The following is a 20,346-nucleotide window of genomic DNA, read 5'->3' as shown; positions in this document are numbered from 1 at the left end:
TAATCACAATATATTTTTGTTAAAAGTTTTAATAGTAAATATTTTTTATTAGATAGTTTTATAGTAGTTTTGTTAAAAATTTTTTAAATATTTAGAAAAATTTAATATTATAGAGCAAAATTCGTTTTTATTAGAAATAAAAGGAGCATGAGCGCATTTATTAATTATTATAGATTTGGTTTTTGGTAGCTTTTCATCTAATACTGTAGCAATTTTTTTTGGGACTAATGTATCTAGATCTCCATATATTCTAAGAAAAGGTATTTTAATTTTGGTGATCTCTGCTCTTAAATCGGATGAATATAACAATTCTAATCCTTTTTTTAATGTTAATATATTAGGCTTAGGCTGAGTCAAAATATTATTTTTTAGAAGATATATTTCTTCATTGAGATGGTTTAAATGTATAATTTGTATTGTAATAAAGTTTAAAATAGTTTTTTCATAGTTAATAGCTAATTGATAATAAAATTTAGATAGTTTATGCTTAGAAATTCCTGGCCAATTGTTTTTCATTATGAAACATGGAGAAGAAGCTACACTAATAAGTGCTTTAATTTTTTCTGGATATAATAATGCAATTTTGCTGACAATCAGTCCTCCCATAGACCATCCTAATAAAATAGAATTATTAGGTATATATTTTTCTAATAATTTAGCTGTATTGTTTAGGTTCATAAATTGAAACATATTATTTTTTCCAAATCCTGGCAAATCTACTAAATGAATTGTAAAATTCGTTTTTAAATTAGATAATAACATATTCCAAATTTTTGAGTTAAATCCCCATCCGTGTATTAAAATTAAATGTGTTTTTCCGGTTCCTGTAGTGTTCCAGTAAAATTTTTTCATAAATATTATATAAATTTATTAGCTGATTCATTTATAATGAACATATTTTATATGATGTAGGATTAAATATTTTAATGCGTATGTGTCATATTTTATAAATATATATTATAATTAATAATACTGTATATACAACATATATAATATATCTATTTTTTGGCAATTAAATCATGGAATTTATTTATGATTAATATTTCTAAATTAGCGCAAAATCATTTTTTAAATTTGCTTTCAAAACAAGAAAAAGATACTCATATTAGAGCATTTGTTAGTCATCCTGGTACTCCTATTGCAAAATGTGGAGTATCTTTTTGTTATTTAGATGAAATTACAGAACAAGATATTAAATTTCAATACGAACATTTTAAATTGTATATTGATAAATTAAGTATACCTTATTTAAGAGATGCTACTATCGATTTAGTAGTAGAAAATTGCAGTTCTCAACTAACTTTAATGGCTCCTTATTCTAAAAAATGTGTTTTAAATAAAGATATTATTTTAAGAAATAAGATAGAATCTTTTTTTGATTTAAGGATTAATCCTCAATTATTATCTCATGGAGGAAAAGTACGTGTAGTGAATATTACTCAATCAGGATATGTTATTCTTAAATTTTTTGGAGGTTGTAATGGATGTGCTATGATAGGAAATACTCTTAAAGAAGGAATAGAACGTCAGTTGTTATTTGAATTTCCTGAATTAACGGGAGTATATGATGCTACAAAACACACTAAGGATAATAATTCATATTACTAAATATTAGTAATGTTTTACTAAACTAAAATTATTCTTTATAATGAAGGGGTTAATTCACCCCGTAAGTTTTTTTGCATTTTTTTTTGGATATTTTTATAAGTTAAATTTTTGCTTAGTAAAAAATATAATTTTGTTAATGCTGCTTCAATAGTTAAATCATATCCGCTAATTACTCCTACACTAGCAAGTGAATTTCCTGTTGCATATCCATTCATATTTACGGTACCTGACATACATTGACTTAAATTAATAACTACTATTTTTCTTTTGTAGGCATAGTATAGCGCTTTTAAAAATTTTTTGTTTTGTGGCGCATTACCTACACCGTATGAACGTAGAATTAAAGATTTAACAGGTTGTTTTAGAAAGTTATATATAACTTTTTCTGAGATTCCTGGGTAAATAGTTATTATGCCAACTGGTTGTTTTTTTATAGAGTTAATTTTAAAAATTTTTTCTTCGTTTTTTATATAAGGTTTATACGTATATTTAATGGATATTTCTATTTCTAATAATGTATTAAAGTTAGGTGACGAAAAGGCGTTTAATCCATTTGCATGAGATTTTGTAGTTCTATTTCCGCGATATAATTTATTATTAAATAATAGAGTAACTTCAGGAATTGGATGATGTGCAGCTATGAATAGTGCATTTAATAAGTTTTGTTGTCCATCAGATCGTAATTCAGATAATGGAATTTGTGAACCAGTTATAATTACTGGCTTTTTTAAATTTTCTAATATAAACGATAATGCTGAAGCAGTATAAGACATGGTATCTGTACCATGAAGAACAATAAATCCGTCATACTTTTCGTAATTTTTGTATATGTCTTCTGCTATTATTTTCCACTCTTTAGGGGTCATATTAGAAGAATCAATTAATGGTTTATATTCATTAATTGTAAATAGTGGAATTTCAGGTTTACTAAAATCTGGAATATTAATTAATTGTTTTTGTAGATATCCAGATACTGGAATATATCCGTATAATGATTTTTTCATACCAATTGTTCCTCCGGTATAAGATATATATATGGATTTTTTATACATTTTAACTCTTTAATATTTTAAATTTTAGTATAAGGTATACGTAAACTGAATGAAAATATCAATATTAATATCGAAATTGTAATGTATATTGAATTATATTAACGTTTTAGTGTATTCGAAATATACTTTTATAAATTATATACCGCGACATTTATTTGTACTATCATATAGTGTAAAGTAATTACATGTTTTATTGTATAAATAATATTATATTAGTAATACTAGACTATAAGTAAAAATTTTAATTTAAAAATAATTTTCAAATTAGTTTTATTAAAATAGCATTTTGAGGATTTAGTAAAATATGATAAAAAATGTTATTTGTTCTTCTATAAGTGAAAGACGTACATTTGCTATTATTTCTCATCCTGATGCTGGAAAATCTACTCTTACTGAAAAATTTTTATTTCTTGGAAATATAATTAGACAAGAAGGAATGGTGAAAGCAAAAAGATCGAAGAAATATATTAAATCGGATTGGATGGAAAGTGAAAAAAAGAGAGGAATATCTGTTACTACATCTGTTATTCAAATTCCATATCATAAATATTTAATTAATTTATTAGACACACCTGGACATGAGGATTTTTCTGAAGATACATATCGTGTTCTTACAGCAGTTGATTTTTGTTTAATAGTGATTGATGCAGCAAAAGGAGTAGAAGAAAGAACGAAAAAATTAATTAGTATTACCAAAATGCATAATATTCCTATTATAACGTTTGTTAACAAACTTGATAGAAGTTCTCTTAATTTTACAAAGTTATTAGATCAACTTGAAATTGAATTCAATATGGTATGTTCTCCAATTACTTGGCCTATTAATCATAAGTATATGTTTTATGGTGTATATCATATGTTAGAAGACGTTTTTTATTTTAATTCAGAAAAAAGTATTTGTAATAATTCTAACGTTTTTAATGTTGTTTACGGATTAAATAATGTACTATTAAAAAATATATTTGATGTGGAATTTATTGCTAAATTTCGAGAAGAAATAGAATTAGTACGATTAATTTACAAATCATTTGACTGTTCTTCTTTTTTAAAAGGTAGTTTAACTCCTGTCTTTTTTGGTAGTGCATTAAAAAATTTTGGCATTGATCATTTGTTTAAGAGTATACTTCATTGGGCTCCTCCTCCTACTTTTAAAATAAGTCATACTAGAAAAGTTAAATCGTATGAAAAAAAATTTTCTGGGTTTGTTTTTAAAATTCAAGCTAATATGGATTTAAAACATAGAGATAGAATAGCGTTTATTAGAATAGTATCGGGAAAATATAAAAAAGGAATGAAGCTATATCATGTTCGTACTAAAAAATATAGTATTAAAACAGAAGTATTCTCATTTATAGCAGGTGAACGTTTTTTAATCAATAATGCTTATCCTGGAGATATTATCGGTTTTCATAATCATAATAATATTAAAATTGGTGATACGTTTACCGAAGGAGAGGAGTTAAAATTTTTTGGAATTTCCAAGTTTGCTCCTGATATTTTTCGTTTTATATCCCTAGACAATCCCTTGCAATACAAAAAATTATTAAAAGGATTAATTCAACTTGCAGAAGAAGGAGCTATTCAAATTTTTAGATCCATTACAAACAATAAGTTGATATTAGGAGCTATTGGAAAATTGCAATTTGATATCATTATGGAACGATTAAAAATTGAATATAATATCTATGCTATTTATAATGCTATTAACATTTTTACAGTTAGATGGATAAAATCTAAAAACAATGATAAAATCGTTGACTTCAAAGAAAAGTATAGCGTTAATTTAGCTGTTGATATTGATAATAATCTAGTATATTTAGCCCCTACTAGTATAAATTTGAATTTAATTATATCGCGTTATCCTGATATTATTTTTTGTAATACTTGTGAATATTAATTTTTTAAAGAAATATATGTATAAGTAATTTTTGTAAATATTTTAAAATAGTATTTTTAAAAATATATATATTTTAACTTTTTTTTATTTAGTATATATTCGTTATATAAAATTTTATTTAATATGGAGATTACATGAAGCGCGCATTTATTCTAGTATTAGATTCTTTTGGAATTGGTTCAACCAGTGATGCGCATAAATTTAACGATGTAGGTGCTAATACTTTCGGAAATATAGTTAAGTTTTGTCATTTAGGAAAAGCTAATCATGGTCGATTGGGCCCATTACACATACCTAATTTAGTTTCTCTTGGACTAGTTCGTGCCGCTAATAAGTCAATAGGAAAAAATCTATTTGGAATTAACGAAGATAGTAAGATTATAGGTAGTTACGCCTATGCGAGTGAAATTTCATCAGGAAAAGATACATCTTCAGGTCATTGGGAAATAGCAGGGGTACCTGTTTTATATCATTGGGATTATTTTAGTAATGTGAATGATAGCTTTCCGAAATATATACTTAAAAAAATTATTAAAAAATGTAATTTATCGGGAATATTAGGAAATTGCCATTCTTCTGGAATTGCTATATTGGATAATTTTGGAGAAAAACATATATATACAAAAAAACCTATTTTTTATACTTCTGTTGATTCAGTATTTCAAGTTGCTTGTCATGAAAATATTTTCGGTTTAGAAAATTTATATGCTCTTTGTAGTACTATTCGAAAAATATTAGACGAAGAACAAATTAATATTGGTAGAGTAATTGCTAGACCATTTATTGGTAATAAAAAGTTTAGTTTTAAACGAACCGGAAATCGACGAGATTTTTCGGTAAAACCACATGATATAACTGTTATGGAAAAATTAATCGACGAAAAATTAGGACAAGTAATTTCAATAGGTAAGATATCAGATATTTATGCAGGACAAGGAATCACAAAACAGGTTCATGCAACAGGTTTATTGGAACTTTTTAATTCTACTTTACATGAAGTAAAAAGATCAAAAAATAACACTATCATTTTTGTTAATTTTGTAGATTTTGATTCTTTATGGGGTCATAGACGTGATGTTTCTGGTTATGCTAAAGGGTTAGAATGGTTTGACAATCGTTTACCAGAGTTACTAGAATTAGTAAAGAAAGATGATGTTCTAATTATTACTGCTGATCATGGATGTGATCCTACATGGATAGGTACTGATCATACAAGGGAAAATATCCCAATTTTAGTGTATTGGCCAACTATTCAACCAATGTTTTTAGGTCATCGTACAACATTTTCAGATATAGCTCAAACTTTGGCAAGTTATTTTAATTTATCTCCAATGAAATTTGGAAAAGAAATGTTCTATAAGATATAAAAGATTATTCTAATTATTATTGTAATTATGTTAAAATAGGAAAGTATATGATAACTCCTCATATTAGTGCAAAAAAACAAGACTTTTCTGATTTTGTTCTTATGCCTGGTGACCCTATTCGGGCAAAATATATTGCGGAAAACTATTTAGAGAATTCTGTTCAGGTAACTAACATTCGTTCAATGTTAGGTTTTACTGGAAATTATAAAGGCAAACGTGTTTCTGTCATGAGTCATGGTATTGGAATTCCTTCTTGTTTAATTTATGTTCAAGAGTTGATTACAAAATATAATGTAACAAAAATAATTCGAATTGGTACATGTGGAACTATTTGTGAAGACATAAATCTTAATGATCTTATTATTTGTTTAGGTGCATCTACTGATTCTAAAATAAATAGGTCGCGTTTTCAAAATCATGATTTTTCTTCTGTTGCAAATTTTGATTTAGTATGTAAATTAGTATTAGCTTCTAAAAATTTAGGAATTCATGTAAATATAGGAAATTTCTTTACAACGGATTTGTTTTATCATAACAATAGTTGTATTTGGGAAGTGATTAAAAAGTTTAAAATTATGGGAATAGAAATGGAAACGGCTGGATTATATAGTTTATCTGCAGAATTTGGAATACAATCCGCATCGATTTGTACAGTATCTGATCATATTATAAAAAAAACTAGAATCAATTCTAAAGATAGAGAATCTAGTTTAGATAAAATGATTAAAATTTCTTTAGATTCAATTCTAATAGATTAAATAAAGTTAGTATTTGTTAAAATAAGATATCAACATAATATATGTTTTAAGTTTAATTTTTTTATTTATGTATAACAATTGTTATTATATGGTGAGAAAGGGATTCGAACCCTTGACACGTTTTTTCGTATACACGCTTTCCAAGCGTGCTCCTTAAGCCTCTCGGACATCTCACCTATGTTACAAATATTTGTTTTAGCGTTTAAAAGTATAAATATTATTTTTGCTAATTTATAATTAGTATACAATAAATATCAGAATATTAGAAATATTTTAATTTAATTTTATATTTAATAATTTATAAAGTTGAAATATATTTTTTATGAGTTGTATATAGGAAAAGCCTTTTAATATATTAATAAAGGAAAATATATAAATTAATTTTTGTAAATAATGTTTTATATAAAATTTATTTTTAGAATAAGTTTTAATCTAAATGAAGTAAGTAGATTTAAGTTTTATATATTTATTCTTTATAAAATAATATTTTATATGATATTTTATACTTTTCTTTTAGAAAAAAGTGATTATAATCAACAAGTATACATTATATTTTTTATTTATAGTATTATAATCATTATGTTCGTTAGTTGTTTCATTTTAGAGTAATACAATATAAATTTAAATTTTATAAAACATGTAGTTTAATTGAATTAATTAGAAATTAAAGATTATTTCATAATATGTTTAATATTATGATAAACGTTATTTAAATATTTTTGTTATTTTATGAAAGAACTCTTATGTTATGTACTTTATTTATATAAGTTTTATACTATTTAGTAATTAATAATCTTTCTTTATGTATGAATAATTAATTATTGTTCTATTTTAAAGTACTATTTCAACTTAAATTATATTGTTTAATTTCTTTGACAAAATTTATATATTGAATTTTAACTTAGTTTAAAAGTATATAGTTATAATTTCAACTTGTTTTGATATTTTATATTAAGTAATAAATTACAAATTTTATCTCCTGCCAGTTAAAATAAGCTGTGCATGGTTATCATTAACATAACTATCTTAATAATATCAAAAAAATGGCAGAAAAACGAAATATCTTTCTAATTGGGCCTATGGGAGCTGGAAAAAGTACTATTGGTCGTCAGTTAGCTCAACAGTTAAATATGGAATTTTATGATTCTGATCAAGAAATTGAAAAACGTACTGGTGCTGATATCAGTTGGGTATTTGATATAGAAGGTGAGTTGGGATTTAGAAAACGTGAGAAAAAAATAATTAGTGAATTAACTGGCAAACATGGAATTGTATTAGCTACAGGAGGGGGTTCTATTAAGTCTAAAGAGATTAGAAATAAGTTATCATCACGTGGAATTGTGGTATATTTAGAAACTACCATAGAAAAACAATTAATTAGAATTGAAAAAGATAAAAAAAGACCTTTATTACAAATAAAAAATGTACCTGCAAAAACTATCTTAGAATCATTAGCTATTGAGAGAAATCATCTATATCAAGATATAGCAGATATTATTGTTAAAATGGATGAAAAAAGTGTCAAAACAGTAGTTTTCCATATTATTAATTTGCTTAATAAAAATTAATTATATCTTATATTATTTAAAATATTTTAGGACGTATCAATTTTGAAAAAATTAGAAGTTATTTTAGGTGATAGAAGTTATTTTATTAACATTGGATCATCTGTATTTAAAATGAAGGACATTTTTTTTCCATTAAGATCAGGTGATAAAGCTATGTTAGTTACTAATAATATAGTATCCAGTATTTGGAAAAGCAATGTTGATTATTATTTAAATAAAATAGGGGTAAAAACAGATTGTATTGTTTTACCTGATGGAGAAGTTACTAAAAATGTAGGTTCAATGGAGTATATTATATCAGAATTATTAAAAAATTTACATGGAAGAGATACTACTTTAATAGCATTAGGTGGTGGAGTTATTGGTGATATTACAGGTTTTGTGGCTTCAATATATCAACGTGGAGTCAGATTTATTCAAATTCCTACTACGTTATTATCTCAAGTAGATGCTTCTATTGGTGGAAAAACATCTATTAATCATATTCTTGGAAAAAATATGATTGGTTCATTTTGGCAACCGGTTTCAGTTATTATAAATCTTGATTTTTTGTCTACGTTACCTAGAAATCAATTAATTTCTGGAATAGCTGAAGTGATAAAATATGCTATTATTTGTGATAGTGTCTTCTTTTCTTGGTTAGAAAAAAATATTAGTTCTATTTTGAAATTAGATCCAATATCAGTATCTTATTGTATTCAAAAATGTTGTGAAATTAAGAAAAAAATAGTAGAACAAGACGAAAAAGAAAATAATTCTCGAGCCTTGCTTAACCTTGGTCATACATACGGTCATGCTATTGAAACTTATTTAGGATATGGAAAATGGTTACATGGAGAAGCAGTATCTGTTGGAATAGCTATAGCAGCTGAAACGTCTGTATTATTAGGATTACTAAAAGTATCTGAAAAAGATAGAATTGTAAATTTATTAAGTCGAGTAGGTTTGCCAGTACGTAGTCCTAAAAATATGACTTTTAGTTCTTATTATTCACATTTATTAAGAGATAAAAAAGTAACTTTAGGAATTTTAAGATTAATATTACCTACTTCTATAGGAAAATGTATAATATATTCTAATATACAAGAAAATCTGTTAATGTCAGCTATTAATAATTGTCAATAAAATAAAATTTTTAATTTTAAGTCATTGTCTATTTTATATAATTAATATTAATGGAACTCGTATTTTATATAATGTAATTAATAAAAAGACAATGATATATAAATAAATAGTTATAGTTAAAATTGTGGTTTTAGTAATTTTAAAAGTTTTTATAAATACATTTTTGTTTAAAGAAAACATCTTATAAGGTAGATTGATAATATTATATTTTAGTAAAGTATACTTTTTAATAAAGTGATGTAAAAATTAAGTATTGTTATTGGTTTTTTAATTATTTATTAATATATGAAATATATTAGTTAATTGTATATTTTGAGTTGGCATATTTTATGAAGTAAAGTTAAAAATTTTTAGGAAAAGTAATGAAAACCGTATGGTTAGCACCTTCAATTTTATCTGCAAATTTTTCAAAATTAGGAGAAGAAATTAAACATGTATTAGAAGCAGGAAGCGATATTATTCATTTTGATGTTATGGATAATCATTATGTTCCTAATTTAACGTTTGGACCTATGGTATTGAAATCTATTCGAGGTTATGGTATTAAGTCGATTATTGATGTTCATATTATGGCTAGTCCAGTAGATGATTTAATTATTCAATTTTCTGAAGCTGGAGCAGATTTTATTACTATTCATCCTGATTCTACTAATCATTTAGATAGGTCGCTAAGTTTAATTAAAAGTTGTGGTTGTAAAGTAGGATTAGGAATTAATCCTGCAACTACTTTAAATATTCTAGAGTATGTTATTGACAAATTAGATATGATTTTATTAATGTCTGTGAATCCTGGATTTTCTGGTCAAAAATTTATACCAACTATATTTAAAAAATTATCACAAACACGTAAATTAATAGATGATAGCAAACGAAATATTTTATTAGAAGTTGATGGAGGAATTACTTTAAATAATCTTCAAAAAATTGCATTGTATGGAGTTAATATTTTTGTTATTGGCTCAGCTATTTTTCAATCAAAAAATTACAAAGAAACTATTAAGAATATGCGTGATGTGTTAAATAAAATACATTTAAAAACATAAGAATATAATTATTGAAAAGTTTTAATATTTTTACACGGAATAAGATAGTGAATAATTCTAAAAAAATTTTGTTTAGTGCTGTACAACCTTCGGGAAGATTAACTATTGGTAATTATATTGGTGCGATACGTCAATGGAATAAAATGCAAAATAGTTATTTTTGCTTGTATTGTATTGCTGATTTACATGCTATGACTATACGTCATTCACCTCTAAAATTAAGAAAAAATATATTAGATACGGTTGCTCTATATTTAGCTTGCGGTATTGATCCATATAAAAATATTATTTTTCTTCAATCTCATGTTCATCAACATTCTCAATTATATTGGCTTTTGACGTGTTATACTTATTACGGAGAATTATCAAGGATGACGCAATTTAAAAGTAAATCCATTCAAAACGTAAAGAATATTAATTCTGGATTGTTAAATTATCCAATTTTGATGGCATCTGATATACTATTATATAATACTGACATCGTTCCCATTGGATCTGATCAAATTCAACATTTAGAATTAGTTTGTAATATTGCGCGTAGATTTAATTCATGTTTTGATAGTAACATATTTAAAATTCCTATTAAATATATTGCGAAAAATGGTTCTAATATTTTATCATTATTAAATCCAGAAAAAAAGATGTCTAAATCTGATATTAATAAAAATAATGCTATTTTTTTATTAGATAGTATACACAGTATTTCAAAAAAAATAAGATCGGCAGTTACTGATTCAGATAATCCTCCTAGAATTCAATTTGATATGATTAATAAAAAAGGAATTTCAAATTTATTAAATATTTTTTCTAGTTTAACAGATAAAAAAATTTCTAATTTAGAAGTAGAATTTTCTAGAAAATCATATAGAGATTTTAAATCAGATATAATTGAAGTTATATCTGATATAATAAATAAATTACAATCTTCGTATTTTTATTATAGAAAATATGAGGACTACTTAGAAAAAGTATTACATTATGGTGCGTCTAGAGCTAGTATTCGATCTGAAAAAACTTTAAAAAAAGTAAAAAAAGCAATAGGATTAATTTAATATGTTATTTTTTTTATTGAGTATAGCAATATAGATAGTATAAACACTAATCCATACAATATATTAGATGTAATAAGCGCTGAAATAAACCCGTAGTGTTTGACAATAGGTCCAGTTACTATAAAGGTTAATAATGTACCTACTGTTCCACTAGTTAAAATAAAATTGGTGATTTTAGGAGAAGGTATTTTTGTTTGTTGGGAAGCTAATGTTATGATAATAGTATAAATAGCACTAGAAAAGAACCCTATTAAAATTATAATTAATTGTAGTAAAATGTAATTGTGAACATTATTAAATATGTAAATCAATAATGTAGATATTCCTGTTAAATATATAATCATTTTTTTTAAATCAAAATATTTCAATATAAAACTAAATATCCACATTCCTATCATATATGACATCCAAAAATTACTAACTAACTTTCCAGCTTGAATAATATTTAAGCCAATAGATTTTATAGTATATTCTGGAATCCATGAGATAAAACTTAATTGTCCTAATATATATAATAATGCTGATATAGATAGATAAAAAATAGAAATGTTCCATTTTTTTATTGTATTAAGTTTTTCGATTTGAGTGTTCAATTTAGGAAATCGTAGATTTAGTGTTAATATGAATATAATTATATAAAATATTCCTATTATAGGATAAATCCAATACCATGTAATATTGTTAGAAATTAGAAGTGTAGAAATAATAGGAAATATAATTCCTGACATACTGAAACATGAATCGGTCAGTAGTAATATAGATGCTCTTTTACTTCCTTCATATAAGTGAGTAATTAGAAAAGTACCTATAGACATAGTTACCCCACTAACTAAACCTAGTATAAATATACTACAAGAGAATGATATAAGCGTATGGTGAAATATTAATGTCCATATAGCTATTATTGTTAGTATAAATCCAGCTATTAATTGTTTTTGTAACGTTATTATATTTACTAGCCATGAGTTTAAAAAAATAGAAATTAATATTCCGGCGTTTAATAAAGTAAAAGTACTACTCATATGAGTAATAGATATACCAAAATATTTAGATACATTTCCTAAAATTATGCCGGTAACGATAATTAATGCACCTGTTAAAGCATATGAGCAAAAACTAATACAAGTAAGTCCGATAAGATTTTTTTTTTCCATTATTTTAAGTTCCTATATAATGTAAAACTTATTAATAATTTTTATATAAAAGTATAAGAATTCTATACTTTTATATAAATAATATAAAATTAGTATGTATATTAATTTAAATTATAATAATTTATAGATGAAAATAGTTTTTTATTAAGAGTTTACTATTAATAAAAAATTTATATATTTGAACATTGTAATTTTAAAACAAAGAATTATATCTTGATATTTAAGATAAATTTTAAAATGATAGATATATATGCTTTAATAACAGTTATATTGATTTATTTAAAAAATTTTTAGTACATTTTATATATGTTGGGTTGTATATCAGTTGAAATAAACAATTTGAATTTTTTATAATTTAATATAAGTAATATTTAATTATGATAAAACTTATCATAAAACGTTTTAGTTATGATTTATAGTTTTAAATGGTAAAGTATTTAAAAAGTATAACTGTTAATTTTTTAATGTTTTAATATAAGTAATAATTTATATTATTAATATTATTTTGATATTTTAATGTGAATTTTTAAATAAATTTTATTTTATATATTGATTTAGAATAGTTTATTTAGTTTTTGTATACTTTAATTGATTTAAAATGTGTTAGTTTTGAACTGTATATTAACATTTTGTCATAATAAATTTTTATAAGAATTAAAATTTTCATTTAATTTAGTATTTTTTAGTTATTAGTGTTTGAAATATTATATTGTTAGAATATTACTATGAATATAAAATAAAACATGCATATAAAGAACATGAATTTTATTTTATATCAGTTTTATAGATTATGTACAATATAATATATTCTACATAATTTTCTTTACGTTCGATTTATATTTTAAATTGGAATATTCTTAAAGATAGTATAATTCAATATTATATATTGTTATTATATTTATGTTTTATATTATATTTTGAGTAGTTAGATGTTCTTAACTAATATTATGATTAAGGTTGTATTTTATCTTTTGGAGAGAGGATGTTCGTATTTTTATTTAGAGGAATAGTGATAACAATCATTTCTTTTTGTTCTTTTTTAGCTTATTCAAAAGTAATAAATTCTACGGTTGCTTCATCTCAATCAAATGCGTCTATTAACAAGAATTCTAAAATTGATGGTAATAAATCGTCTTATGCATTGGGTATATCATTAGGAAATTATATAAATAATTTTTTTATAGACAAAAACAAATTGGGAGTACATTTAAATAAAGAAATCTTATTATTAGGAATTAAAGATTCATTTTCTTTTAAACCTAAATTATCTACTAAAGAGGTGTTTCAAATATTAAATAAATTAGAAATGAAGTTATTACGTTTAGAAAAAGATATAGTAATTAAAGAGATAAAAATTAATGGAATTCAAGGAGAAAAATATATTAATAAAATTTTAACAAAAAAAAATGCAAGACGTTCACGTACAGGTTTAGTTTATTTTATAGAAAGAGAAGGAAAAGGGTTATATCCACATGAGAATGATATTGTTACTGTAAATTATGTTGGATCATTAATTAGTGGAAATGAATTTGATAGTTCTTATAAGAGAGGAAAACCCTTATCTTTTCCTTTGAATAGTGTAATATTAGGATGGCAAGAAGGATTAAAATATATAAAAAAAGGGGGACGAATTAAGTTAATTATTCCACCTTCTTTAGCATATGGAACAAAAGGAGTTCCTGGTATACCAGGCAATTCTACTTTAATATTTGATATAGAGTTGATTAATATAAAAACTAATCCATCATAATGAGAAATGAATATTATATGAGATATTGTTTTTAATATAAAGTATAAAATATGAAATGCAAAAATAGAATGAGTTATACGTTATTAGTTACTGGCCCTCCTTATGGAACTCAAAATGCAAGTACTGCTCTTTTATTCTCTCGTGCTATTTTTACTAGTAATTATAAATTATTAAGCGTTTTTTTTCATTTTGATGGAGTGTTGAATGCTAATAAATTAATTTCATTCTCTTCTGATGAATATAATTTAATTGAAAAGTGGGTAGATTTAAATAAAACGTTTGGTGTTAAGTTAAATGTATGTATTAGTGCTGCTTATAGAAGAGGTATTGTAAAAAATCAAGTGTATAATGAATTTTCAAGAAGTATTAGTACTTTAAAATCGTCATTTCACTTAACTGGATTTAGTGAGTTAGCGAGATATATAGAAAAAAGTGATCGTATTATACAATTTTAATAATAAATATTATGAAAAATATAGCTTTTGTTTTTTCTCATGTACCTCATGGAACTAGTTTGAGTCGTGAAGGATTAGATTCTGTTTTGTCTATTTCTGTAATTAATCAAAATATTTCTATTTTTTTTGTAGGAGATGGAATATTTCAACTAATGAGAAATCAAAATCCACAATGTATTTTGTCACGTAATTATGTATCTTCATTTGGAGTTTTGCCTTTTTTTGATATTAATAAATTGTATTACTGTAAAGATTCGTTAATTGAAAGGGGATATTTTAATAAATATGACTTTTTTTTAAATGTTTCTATTATAAGTAGAATACACATACGAGAAAAGTTAGAGCAACATGATTTAATTATTAATTTTTAAGGAATAAAATATGCTACATATCTTAATGCGTTCTCCTTTTGAAATTAATATGATATTATTGGTAGATCTATTAAAATCTAATGATGATGTAATTGCATTACAAGATAGTGTAATTATTTCAATAGACGGTAATATTTTTCTTAAACAGATGTTGTCTATTCCGGTAGTATTATATGTTATGAAACAAGATATACGTGCTCGTGGTATTCAAAAAAAAGTTTCTAATAAAGTCAATATCATAGATTATTTACAATTTGTTGTTTTGACGGTAAAACATAAAAAACAGATGTCTTGGTAAAAATTTAACATTTTGAATTATATTTATAATATTAAAGAATTATTTTTTAATAAAATATTATTTAAAATTTTTTAATTAGTAGTTTCTAGTAAGGAATAATTAAAAAATATATGACTACAGTTAATCAATTAGTTCGAAAATCTCGATTGCGCAAAACAATTAAAAGTAATGTTCCAGCTTTGAGCAAATGTCCTCAAAAAAGAGGTGTTTGCGTTAGAGTATATACTACTACTCCTAAAAAACCTAATTCTGCATTGCGTAAAGTATGCAGAGTTCGTTTAACTAATGGTTTTGAAGTTACTTCTTATATTGGAGGTGAAGGTCATAACTTACAAGAACATTCAGTTATTTTAATTCGAGGAGGTCGAGTAAAGGATTTACCTGGAGTGCGTTATCATGTAATAAGAGGTGCTTTAGATTGTTCTGGTGTAAAGAACAGAAAAAAAAGTCGTTCTAAATATGGAGTTAAAAAGCAAAAGTTATAAAATATTATTTTTAATAAAGTTTACATTTTATATGATAAATAATATTAAAAATAGTTTAAACAAATTTCAAGTTAATATTAATTGGAGTGTATTATGCCGAGACGGCGAGTTGTTGGATGTAGAAAAATTTTGTCAGATCCGAAATTTGCTTCTGAAATTATTGCAAAATTTATTAATATAATAATGATAAATGGAAAAAAGTCGATTGCCGAAAATATAGTTTATAGTGCATTGCAAATCTTATCTAAGAATACTAAGAAAAAAGAATTAGAATCTTTTGATTTAGCTTTAGATAATGTTCGTCCCACTGTTGAAGTAAAGTCTCGTCGTGTTGGAGGTTCTACATATCAAGTTCCAGTAGAAGTTCGTTCAGTTCGACGGCATGCTTTAGCGATGAGATGGATAGTAAATGCTGCTAGGAAACGTGCTGATAAGTCAATGTCTTTAAGATTAGCAAGTGAGTTATTAGACGCAGTAGAAAATAAAGGATCTGCTGTAAAAAAACGAGAAGAAGTACACCGTATGGCAGAGGCTAATAAAGCTTTTGCACATTATCGTTGGTAAATCAATAATATATGTGTGAATTTCAACTAATTTATAATTGATTTTAATTTGTATATAATGATGTACTATATAGAGATTTAAAGTTAGAGGAATATAATGGGACGTATTACACCAATAATACAATATAGAAATATAGGAATTAGCGCTCATATAGATGCTGGAAAAACAACTACTACTGAACGTATTTTATTTTATACAGGCATTAATCATAAGATTGGTGAAGTACATGACGGTACAGCTACTATGGATTGGATGGAACAAGAACAAGAAAGAGGAATTACTATAACTTCTGCTGCAACTACTACTTTTTGGTCTGGAATGGCTAAGCAGTTTTTACCACATAGAATTAATATTATTGATACTCCTGGACATGTAGATTTTACTATAGAGGTAGAAAGGTCTATGAGAGTATTGGATGGTGTTGTTATGGTATATTGTGCTGTAGGAGGAGTACAACCTCAATCAGAAACAGTATGGCGTCAAGCAAATAAATATAATGTTCCGAGAATTGCTTTTATAAATAAAATGGATCGTATGGGTGCAAATTTTCTTGACGTAGTTACGCAAATCAAAGAAAAACTTGGTGCTAATCCTGTTCCCATTCAATTAGCTATTGGATCAGAAGATAACTTTATTGGAATAATTGATTTAATAAAAATGAAAGCAATTCATTGGAATAATTTAGATCAAGGCGTTACGTTTACTTATGAAAATATTCCTGTTCATTTAAAAGAGTTATCCGAAAAGTGGAATCAAAATCTTATTGAAATTGCAGTAGAAAATGATGAGTTCCTGATGGAAAAATATTTAATGGGACAAACAGTATCTGAAGAAGAAATTAAATCTGCTCTTCGTAAACGAGCATTAAATAATGAAATTCTTCTCGTTACTTGCGGATCTGCGTTTAAAAACAAAGGTGTACAAACTTTATTAGATGCTATAATTGAATTTTTGCCATCCCCTAATGATATTACATCTATTAAAGGAATATCTGAAGATATTAAAAACAATTCGATTTTACGTTATTCTAATGATCAAGAACCTTTTTCTGCATTAGCTTTTAAAATTGCTACAGATCCATTTGTTGGAAATTTAACTTTTTTTAGAGTATATTCTGGTGTAGTAAATTCTGGAGATGTAGTGTTTAATTCTGTTAAACATCAAAAAGAACGTTTTGGACGTATTGTACAAATGCATGCAAATAAGCGAGAAGAAATAAAGGAAGTAAGAGCTGGTGATATAGCTGCTGCAATTGGTTTAAAAGGCGTAACGACAGGTGATACTTTATGTGATCCTAATCATTTAATTGTATTAGAAAAAATTAATTTTCCTGATCCAGTAATTTCTATAGCAGTGGAAGCAAAAACTAAATCAGATCAAGAAAAAATGGGTATTTCTTTGAGCAGATTAGCAAAAGAAGATCCTTCTTTTAGAGTTTGCACTGATAAAGAATCAAATCAAACTATTATTTCTGGTATGGGAGAATTACATTTAGAAATAATTGTCGAAAGAATGAGAAGAGAATTTAGTGTTAATGCTAATATAGGAAAGCCTCAAGTTGCTTATCGCGAAACTATTAGGAATACTATTAATAATGTTGAGGGAAAATATATAAAGCAATCAGGTGGAAGAGGTCAGTATGGGCATGTTGTAATTGATTTATTTCCTTTAAAATCTAGTGAAGGGAATTATAAATTTATTAATGATATTAAGGGCGGAGTTATTCCAGGAGAATACATCTCTGCTATTGACAAAGGTATACAAGATCAGTTACATAATGGTCCATTAGCTGGGTATCCTGTTGTTAATATTGGAGTGCGTTTGCACTTTGGTTCATATCATGATGTTGATTCTTCTGAAATTGCATTTAAATTAGCTGCTTCATTAGCATTTAGAAATGCTTTTAAACATGCAAAGCCAATATTATTAGAACCAATTATGAAGGTAGAAGTAGAAACTCCAGAAGAATATATGGGAGATGTAATAGGTGATTTGAATAGAAGGAGAGGTATGATTGAAGGAATGAAAGATTTGTTAATGGGAAAAATAATTTTAGCTTATGTTCCTCTAGCCGAAATGTTTGGTTATGCGACAGATTTACGTTCACAAACACAAGGTCGAGCATCTTATTCAATGGAATTTTTAAAATATTTAGAAGCTCCAAGTAATATAGCAACTTCTATTGTTGAAACAAGAAAAAATAGATAATTTTAACGTTTTATATTATTTTAAATGTTTTTAAAAAGGGAAATTATTGTGTCTAAAGAAAAATTTAAACGTTTAAAACCTCATATAAATGTAGGTACTATTGGTCATGTGGATCATGGAAAAACTACTTTGACTGCAGCTATTACTACAGTTTTAGCAAAAAAGTATGGAGGATGTGCTCGAGCTTTTGATCAAATAGATAATGCTCCAGAAGAGAAAGAAAGAGGAATTACTATTAATACTTCTCATGTAGAATATGATACTTCTTTGAGACATTATGCTCATGTAGATTGTCCTGGACATGCTGATTATATAAAAAATATGATTACTGGGGCTGCTCAAATGGATGGCGCAATTTTAGTAGTAGCGGCTACAGATGGTCCTATGCCTCAAACTCGTGAACACATTTTATTAGGAAGACAAGTTGGAGTACCTTATATTGTTGTTTTTTTAAATAAATGTGATATGGTTGATGATGAAGAACTGCTAGAATTAGTAGAAATGGAAGTACGTGATTTATTAACTCAATATGATTTTCCTGGTGAAAAAACTCCAATTATACGTGGTTCTGCTTTAAAAGCGTTAGAAGGAGATATTATATGGGAAAGAAAAATTGTTGATTTAGCTAATATATTAGATACATATATTCCTGAACCTGTTAGATCTATTGATCAACCATTTTTATTACCTATAGAGGATGTCTTTTCTATATCAGGTCGTGGTACAGTAGTTACTGGACGTGTAGAAAGAGGTATAATAAGAGTAGGTGAAGAAGTAGAAATTGTAGGTATTAAGCCTACTTCTAAAACTATATGTACTGGTGTAGAAATGTTTCGAAAGCTATTAGATGAGGGACGGGCTGGAGAAAATGTTGGAGTATTATTACGGGGGACTAAACGTGATGATATTGAAAGAGGTCAAGTACTATCAAAGCCAGGAGCTATTACTCCGCATATAAAATTTGAATCTGAAGTGTATGTATTATCTAAAGAAGAAGGTGGACGTCATACACCATTTTTTAAGGGATATAGACCACAATTTTATTTTCGTACTACGGATGTAACTGGTTATATTGAATTACCAGAAGGAGTAGAAATGGTTATGCCTGGAGATAATATAAAAATGGTTGTTACGTTAATTCATCCTATTGCTATGGCCGATGGATTACGATTTGCTATTCGTGAAGGTGGAAGGACTGTAGGTGCTGGAATTGTAGTTAAAGTTATTAATTAAATAATAACATATTCTGTATATTATTTATATCAAGTCAAGAAAAGAAGTTATAATTTAGATCTTTTCTTGATTTTTTATTGTTTTAAATAAAATAAATAAAATTATTTAAATTGTAATATAAATTATAAAAAAGTAATGAATTTTCTTACTTCATGCTTTATAATGATTTAGAGAAAATTTTTAAATGTTAGCATAGTATATCACATTATATTATAGTTACTAATATTAAAATATTTTACAACTTATTTATATTTGAATATTATTTATATTTTATGATTGAATATTTTATTTAATAATTTGTGATATTTTCGTAATTTACGTTGAATTTTTTTAAATATATTCTTATTTTATAAACTAA

At 25.4% G+C, this 20,346-nt stretch carries 19 protein-coding genes and 1 tRNA gene; 16 read left to right on the top strand and 4 right to left on the bottom strand.

Annotated features, from left to right (window positions below; genetic code table 11):
* Window positions 1-72: 72 nt before the first annotated feature.
* Window positions 73-852, bottom strand: a complete 780-nt coding sequence (bioH, locus tag UAT33_02550) for a pimeloyl-ACP methyl ester esterase BioH (protein ID XBC43803.1) — start codon at window positions 850-852, stop codon at window positions 73-75.
* Window positions 853-1,032: 180 nt separating this feature from the next.
* On the opposite strand from bioH, the gene UAT33_02545 reads away from it, so the two are divergent.
* Window positions 1,033-1,608 carry an NfuA family Fe-S biogenesis protein gene (locus tag UAT33_02545; GenBank protein ID XBC43802.1) on the top strand — a complete coding sequence of 192 codons (576 nt, stop codon included), beginning with the start codon at window positions 1,033-1,035 and terminating at the stop codon, window positions 1,606-1,608.
* A 35-nt stretch (window positions 1,609-1,643) separates the two neighbouring features.
* Here the strand turns inward: UAT33_02545 and ansA are convergent, their stop codons facing one another.
* Window positions 1,644-2,660 carry an asparaginase gene (gene ansA, locus UAT33_02540; GenBank protein ID XBC43801.1) on the bottom strand — a complete coding sequence of 339 codons (1,017 nt, stop codon included), beginning with the start codon at window positions 2,658-2,660 and terminating at the stop codon, window positions 1,644-1,646.
* A 304-nt stretch (window positions 2,661-2,964) separates the two neighbouring features.
* On the opposite strand from ansA, the gene UAT33_02535 reads away from it, so the two are divergent.
* The 3 genes from UAT33_02535 to deoD all read left to right on the top strand — a co-directional run bounded on the left by UAT33_02535 (window position 2,965) and on the right by deoD (window position 6,682).
* Window positions 2,965-4,557 (top strand): peptide chain release factor 3, encoded by a 1,593-nt coding sequence (locus tag UAT33_02535; protein XBC43800.1) that lies wholly within the window; start codon window positions 2,965-2,967, stop codon window positions 4,555-4,557.
* A gap of 134 nt (window positions 4,558-4,691) precedes the next feature.
* On the top strand, window positions 4,692-5,924 hold the full coding sequence (locus tag UAT33_02530; GenBank protein XBC43799.1) for a phosphopentomutase: 1,233 nt from the start codon (window positions 4,692-4,694) through the stop codon (window positions 5,922-5,924).
* Between the two features lie 47 nt (window positions 5,925-5,971).
* Window positions 5,972-6,682 (top strand): purine-nucleoside phosphorylase, encoded by a 711-nt coding sequence (gene deoD / locus UAT33_02525; GenBank protein ID XBC43798.1) that lies wholly within the window; start codon window positions 5,972-5,974, stop codon window positions 6,680-6,682.
* An 89-nt stretch (window positions 6,683-6,771) separates the two neighbouring features.
* Here deoD and UAT33_02520 read toward each other — a convergent pair.
* Window positions 6,772-6,858, bottom strand: a tRNA-Ser gene (locus UAT33_02520).
* An 867-nt stretch (window positions 6,859-7,725) separates the two neighbouring features.
* Between UAT33_02520 and aroK the strand changes: the two genes are divergently transcribed.
* The 4 genes from aroK to trpS all read left to right on the top strand — a co-directional run bounded on the left by aroK (window position 7,726) and on the right by trpS (window position 11,470).
* The gene (gene aroK / locus UAT33_02515; protein ID XBC43797.1) at window positions 7,726-8,250 is read left to right on the top strand and encodes a shikimate kinase AroK; all 525 of its coding nucleotides are present in this window, start codon (window positions 7,726-7,728) and stop codon (window positions 8,248-8,250) included.
* A gap of 42 nt (window positions 8,251-8,292) precedes the next feature.
* Window positions 8,293-9,375, top strand: coding sequence for a 3-dehydroquinate synthase (aroB, locus tag UAT33_02510; protein XBC43796.1), 1,083 nt, complete (start codon window positions 8,293-8,295; stop codon window positions 9,373-9,375).
* 362 nt (window positions 9,376-9,737) lie between these two features.
* On the top strand, window positions 9,738-10,418 hold the full coding sequence (gene rpe / locus UAT33_02505) for a ribulose-phosphate 3-epimerase (GenBank protein XBC43795.1): 681 nt from the start codon (window positions 9,738-9,740) through the stop codon (window positions 10,416-10,418).
* Between the two features lie 47 nt (window positions 10,419-10,465).
* The gene (trpS, locus tag UAT33_02500) at window positions 10,466-11,470 is read left to right on the top strand and encodes a tryptophan--tRNA ligase (protein XBC43794.1); all 1,005 of its coding nucleotides are present in this window, start codon (window positions 10,466-10,468) and stop codon (window positions 11,468-11,470) included.
* On the opposite strand, the gene tsgA is transcribed toward trpS, so the two are convergent.
* Window positions 11,467-12,624 (bottom strand): MFS transporter TsgA, encoded by a 1,158-nt coding sequence (tsgA, locus tag UAT33_02495; GenBank protein ID XBC43793.1) that lies wholly within the window; start codon window positions 12,622-12,624, stop codon window positions 11,467-11,469. The genes trpS and tsgA overlap by 4 nt on opposite strands.
* 982 nt (window positions 12,625-13,606) lie before the next feature.
* Between tsgA and fkpA the strand changes: the two genes are divergently transcribed.
* From fkpA to tuf, 8 genes are all read left to right on the top strand, one after another.
* Window positions 13,607-14,374: an FKBP-type peptidyl-prolyl cis-trans isomerase gene (fkpA, locus tag UAT33_02490; GenBank protein XBC43792.1), complete on the top strand. Its 768-nt coding sequence runs from the start codon at window positions 13,607-13,609 to the stop codon at window positions 14,372-14,374.
* 68 nt (window positions 14,375-14,442) lie between these two features.
* Complete coding sequence (tusD, locus tag UAT33_02485) at window positions 14,443-14,829, top strand: sulfurtransferase complex subunit TusD (protein XBC44118.1); 387 nt, start codon at window positions 14,443-14,445, stop codon at window positions 14,827-14,829.
* 11 nt (window positions 14,830-14,840) lie between these two features.
* Window positions 14,841-15,200, top strand: a complete 360-nt coding sequence (tusC, locus tag UAT33_02480) for a sulfurtransferase complex subunit TusC (GenBank protein XBC43791.1) — start codon at window positions 14,841-14,843, stop codon at window positions 15,198-15,200.
* 10 nt (window positions 15,201-15,210) lie between these two features.
* Entirely contained in the window at window positions 15,211-15,498 is a 288-nt protein-coding gene (gene tusB, locus UAT33_02475; GenBank protein XBC43790.1) for a sulfurtransferase complex subunit TusB, read from the top strand.
* Window positions 15,499-15,608: 110 nt separating this feature from the next.
* Window positions 15,609-15,983, top strand: a complete 375-nt coding sequence (rpsL, locus tag UAT33_02470; protein ID XBC43789.1) for a 30S ribosomal protein S12 — start codon at window positions 15,609-15,611, stop codon at window positions 15,981-15,983.
* A 93-nt stretch (window positions 15,984-16,076) separates the two neighbouring features.
* Window positions 16,077-16,547 (top strand): 30S ribosomal protein S7, encoded by a 471-nt coding sequence (rpsG, locus tag UAT33_02465; GenBank protein ID XBC43788.1) that lies wholly within the window; start codon window positions 16,077-16,079, stop codon window positions 16,545-16,547.
* 96 nt (window positions 16,548-16,643) lie between these two features.
* Window positions 16,644-18,755: an elongation factor G gene (fusA, locus tag UAT33_02460; GenBank protein XBC43787.1), complete on the top strand. Its 2,112-nt coding sequence runs from the start codon at window positions 16,644-16,646 to the stop codon at window positions 18,753-18,755.
* 48 nt (window positions 18,756-18,803) lie between these two features.
* Window positions 18,804-19,988, top strand: a complete 1,185-nt coding sequence (tuf, locus tag UAT33_02455; protein ID XBC43786.1) for an elongation factor Tu — start codon at window positions 18,804-18,806, stop codon at window positions 19,986-19,988.
* Window positions 19,989-20,346: the final 358 nt, after the last annotated feature.

Source organism: Buchnera aphidicola (Floraphis choui) (genome assembly GCA_039830045.1).
Lineage (GTDB): Bacteria > Pseudomonadota > Gammaproteobacteria > Enterobacterales > Enterobacteriaceae > Buchnera_B > Buchnera_B aphidicola_AX.
Note: the sequence above shows the minus strand (reverse complement) of the source record. Positions and strands in the feature narration are given on the sequence as shown.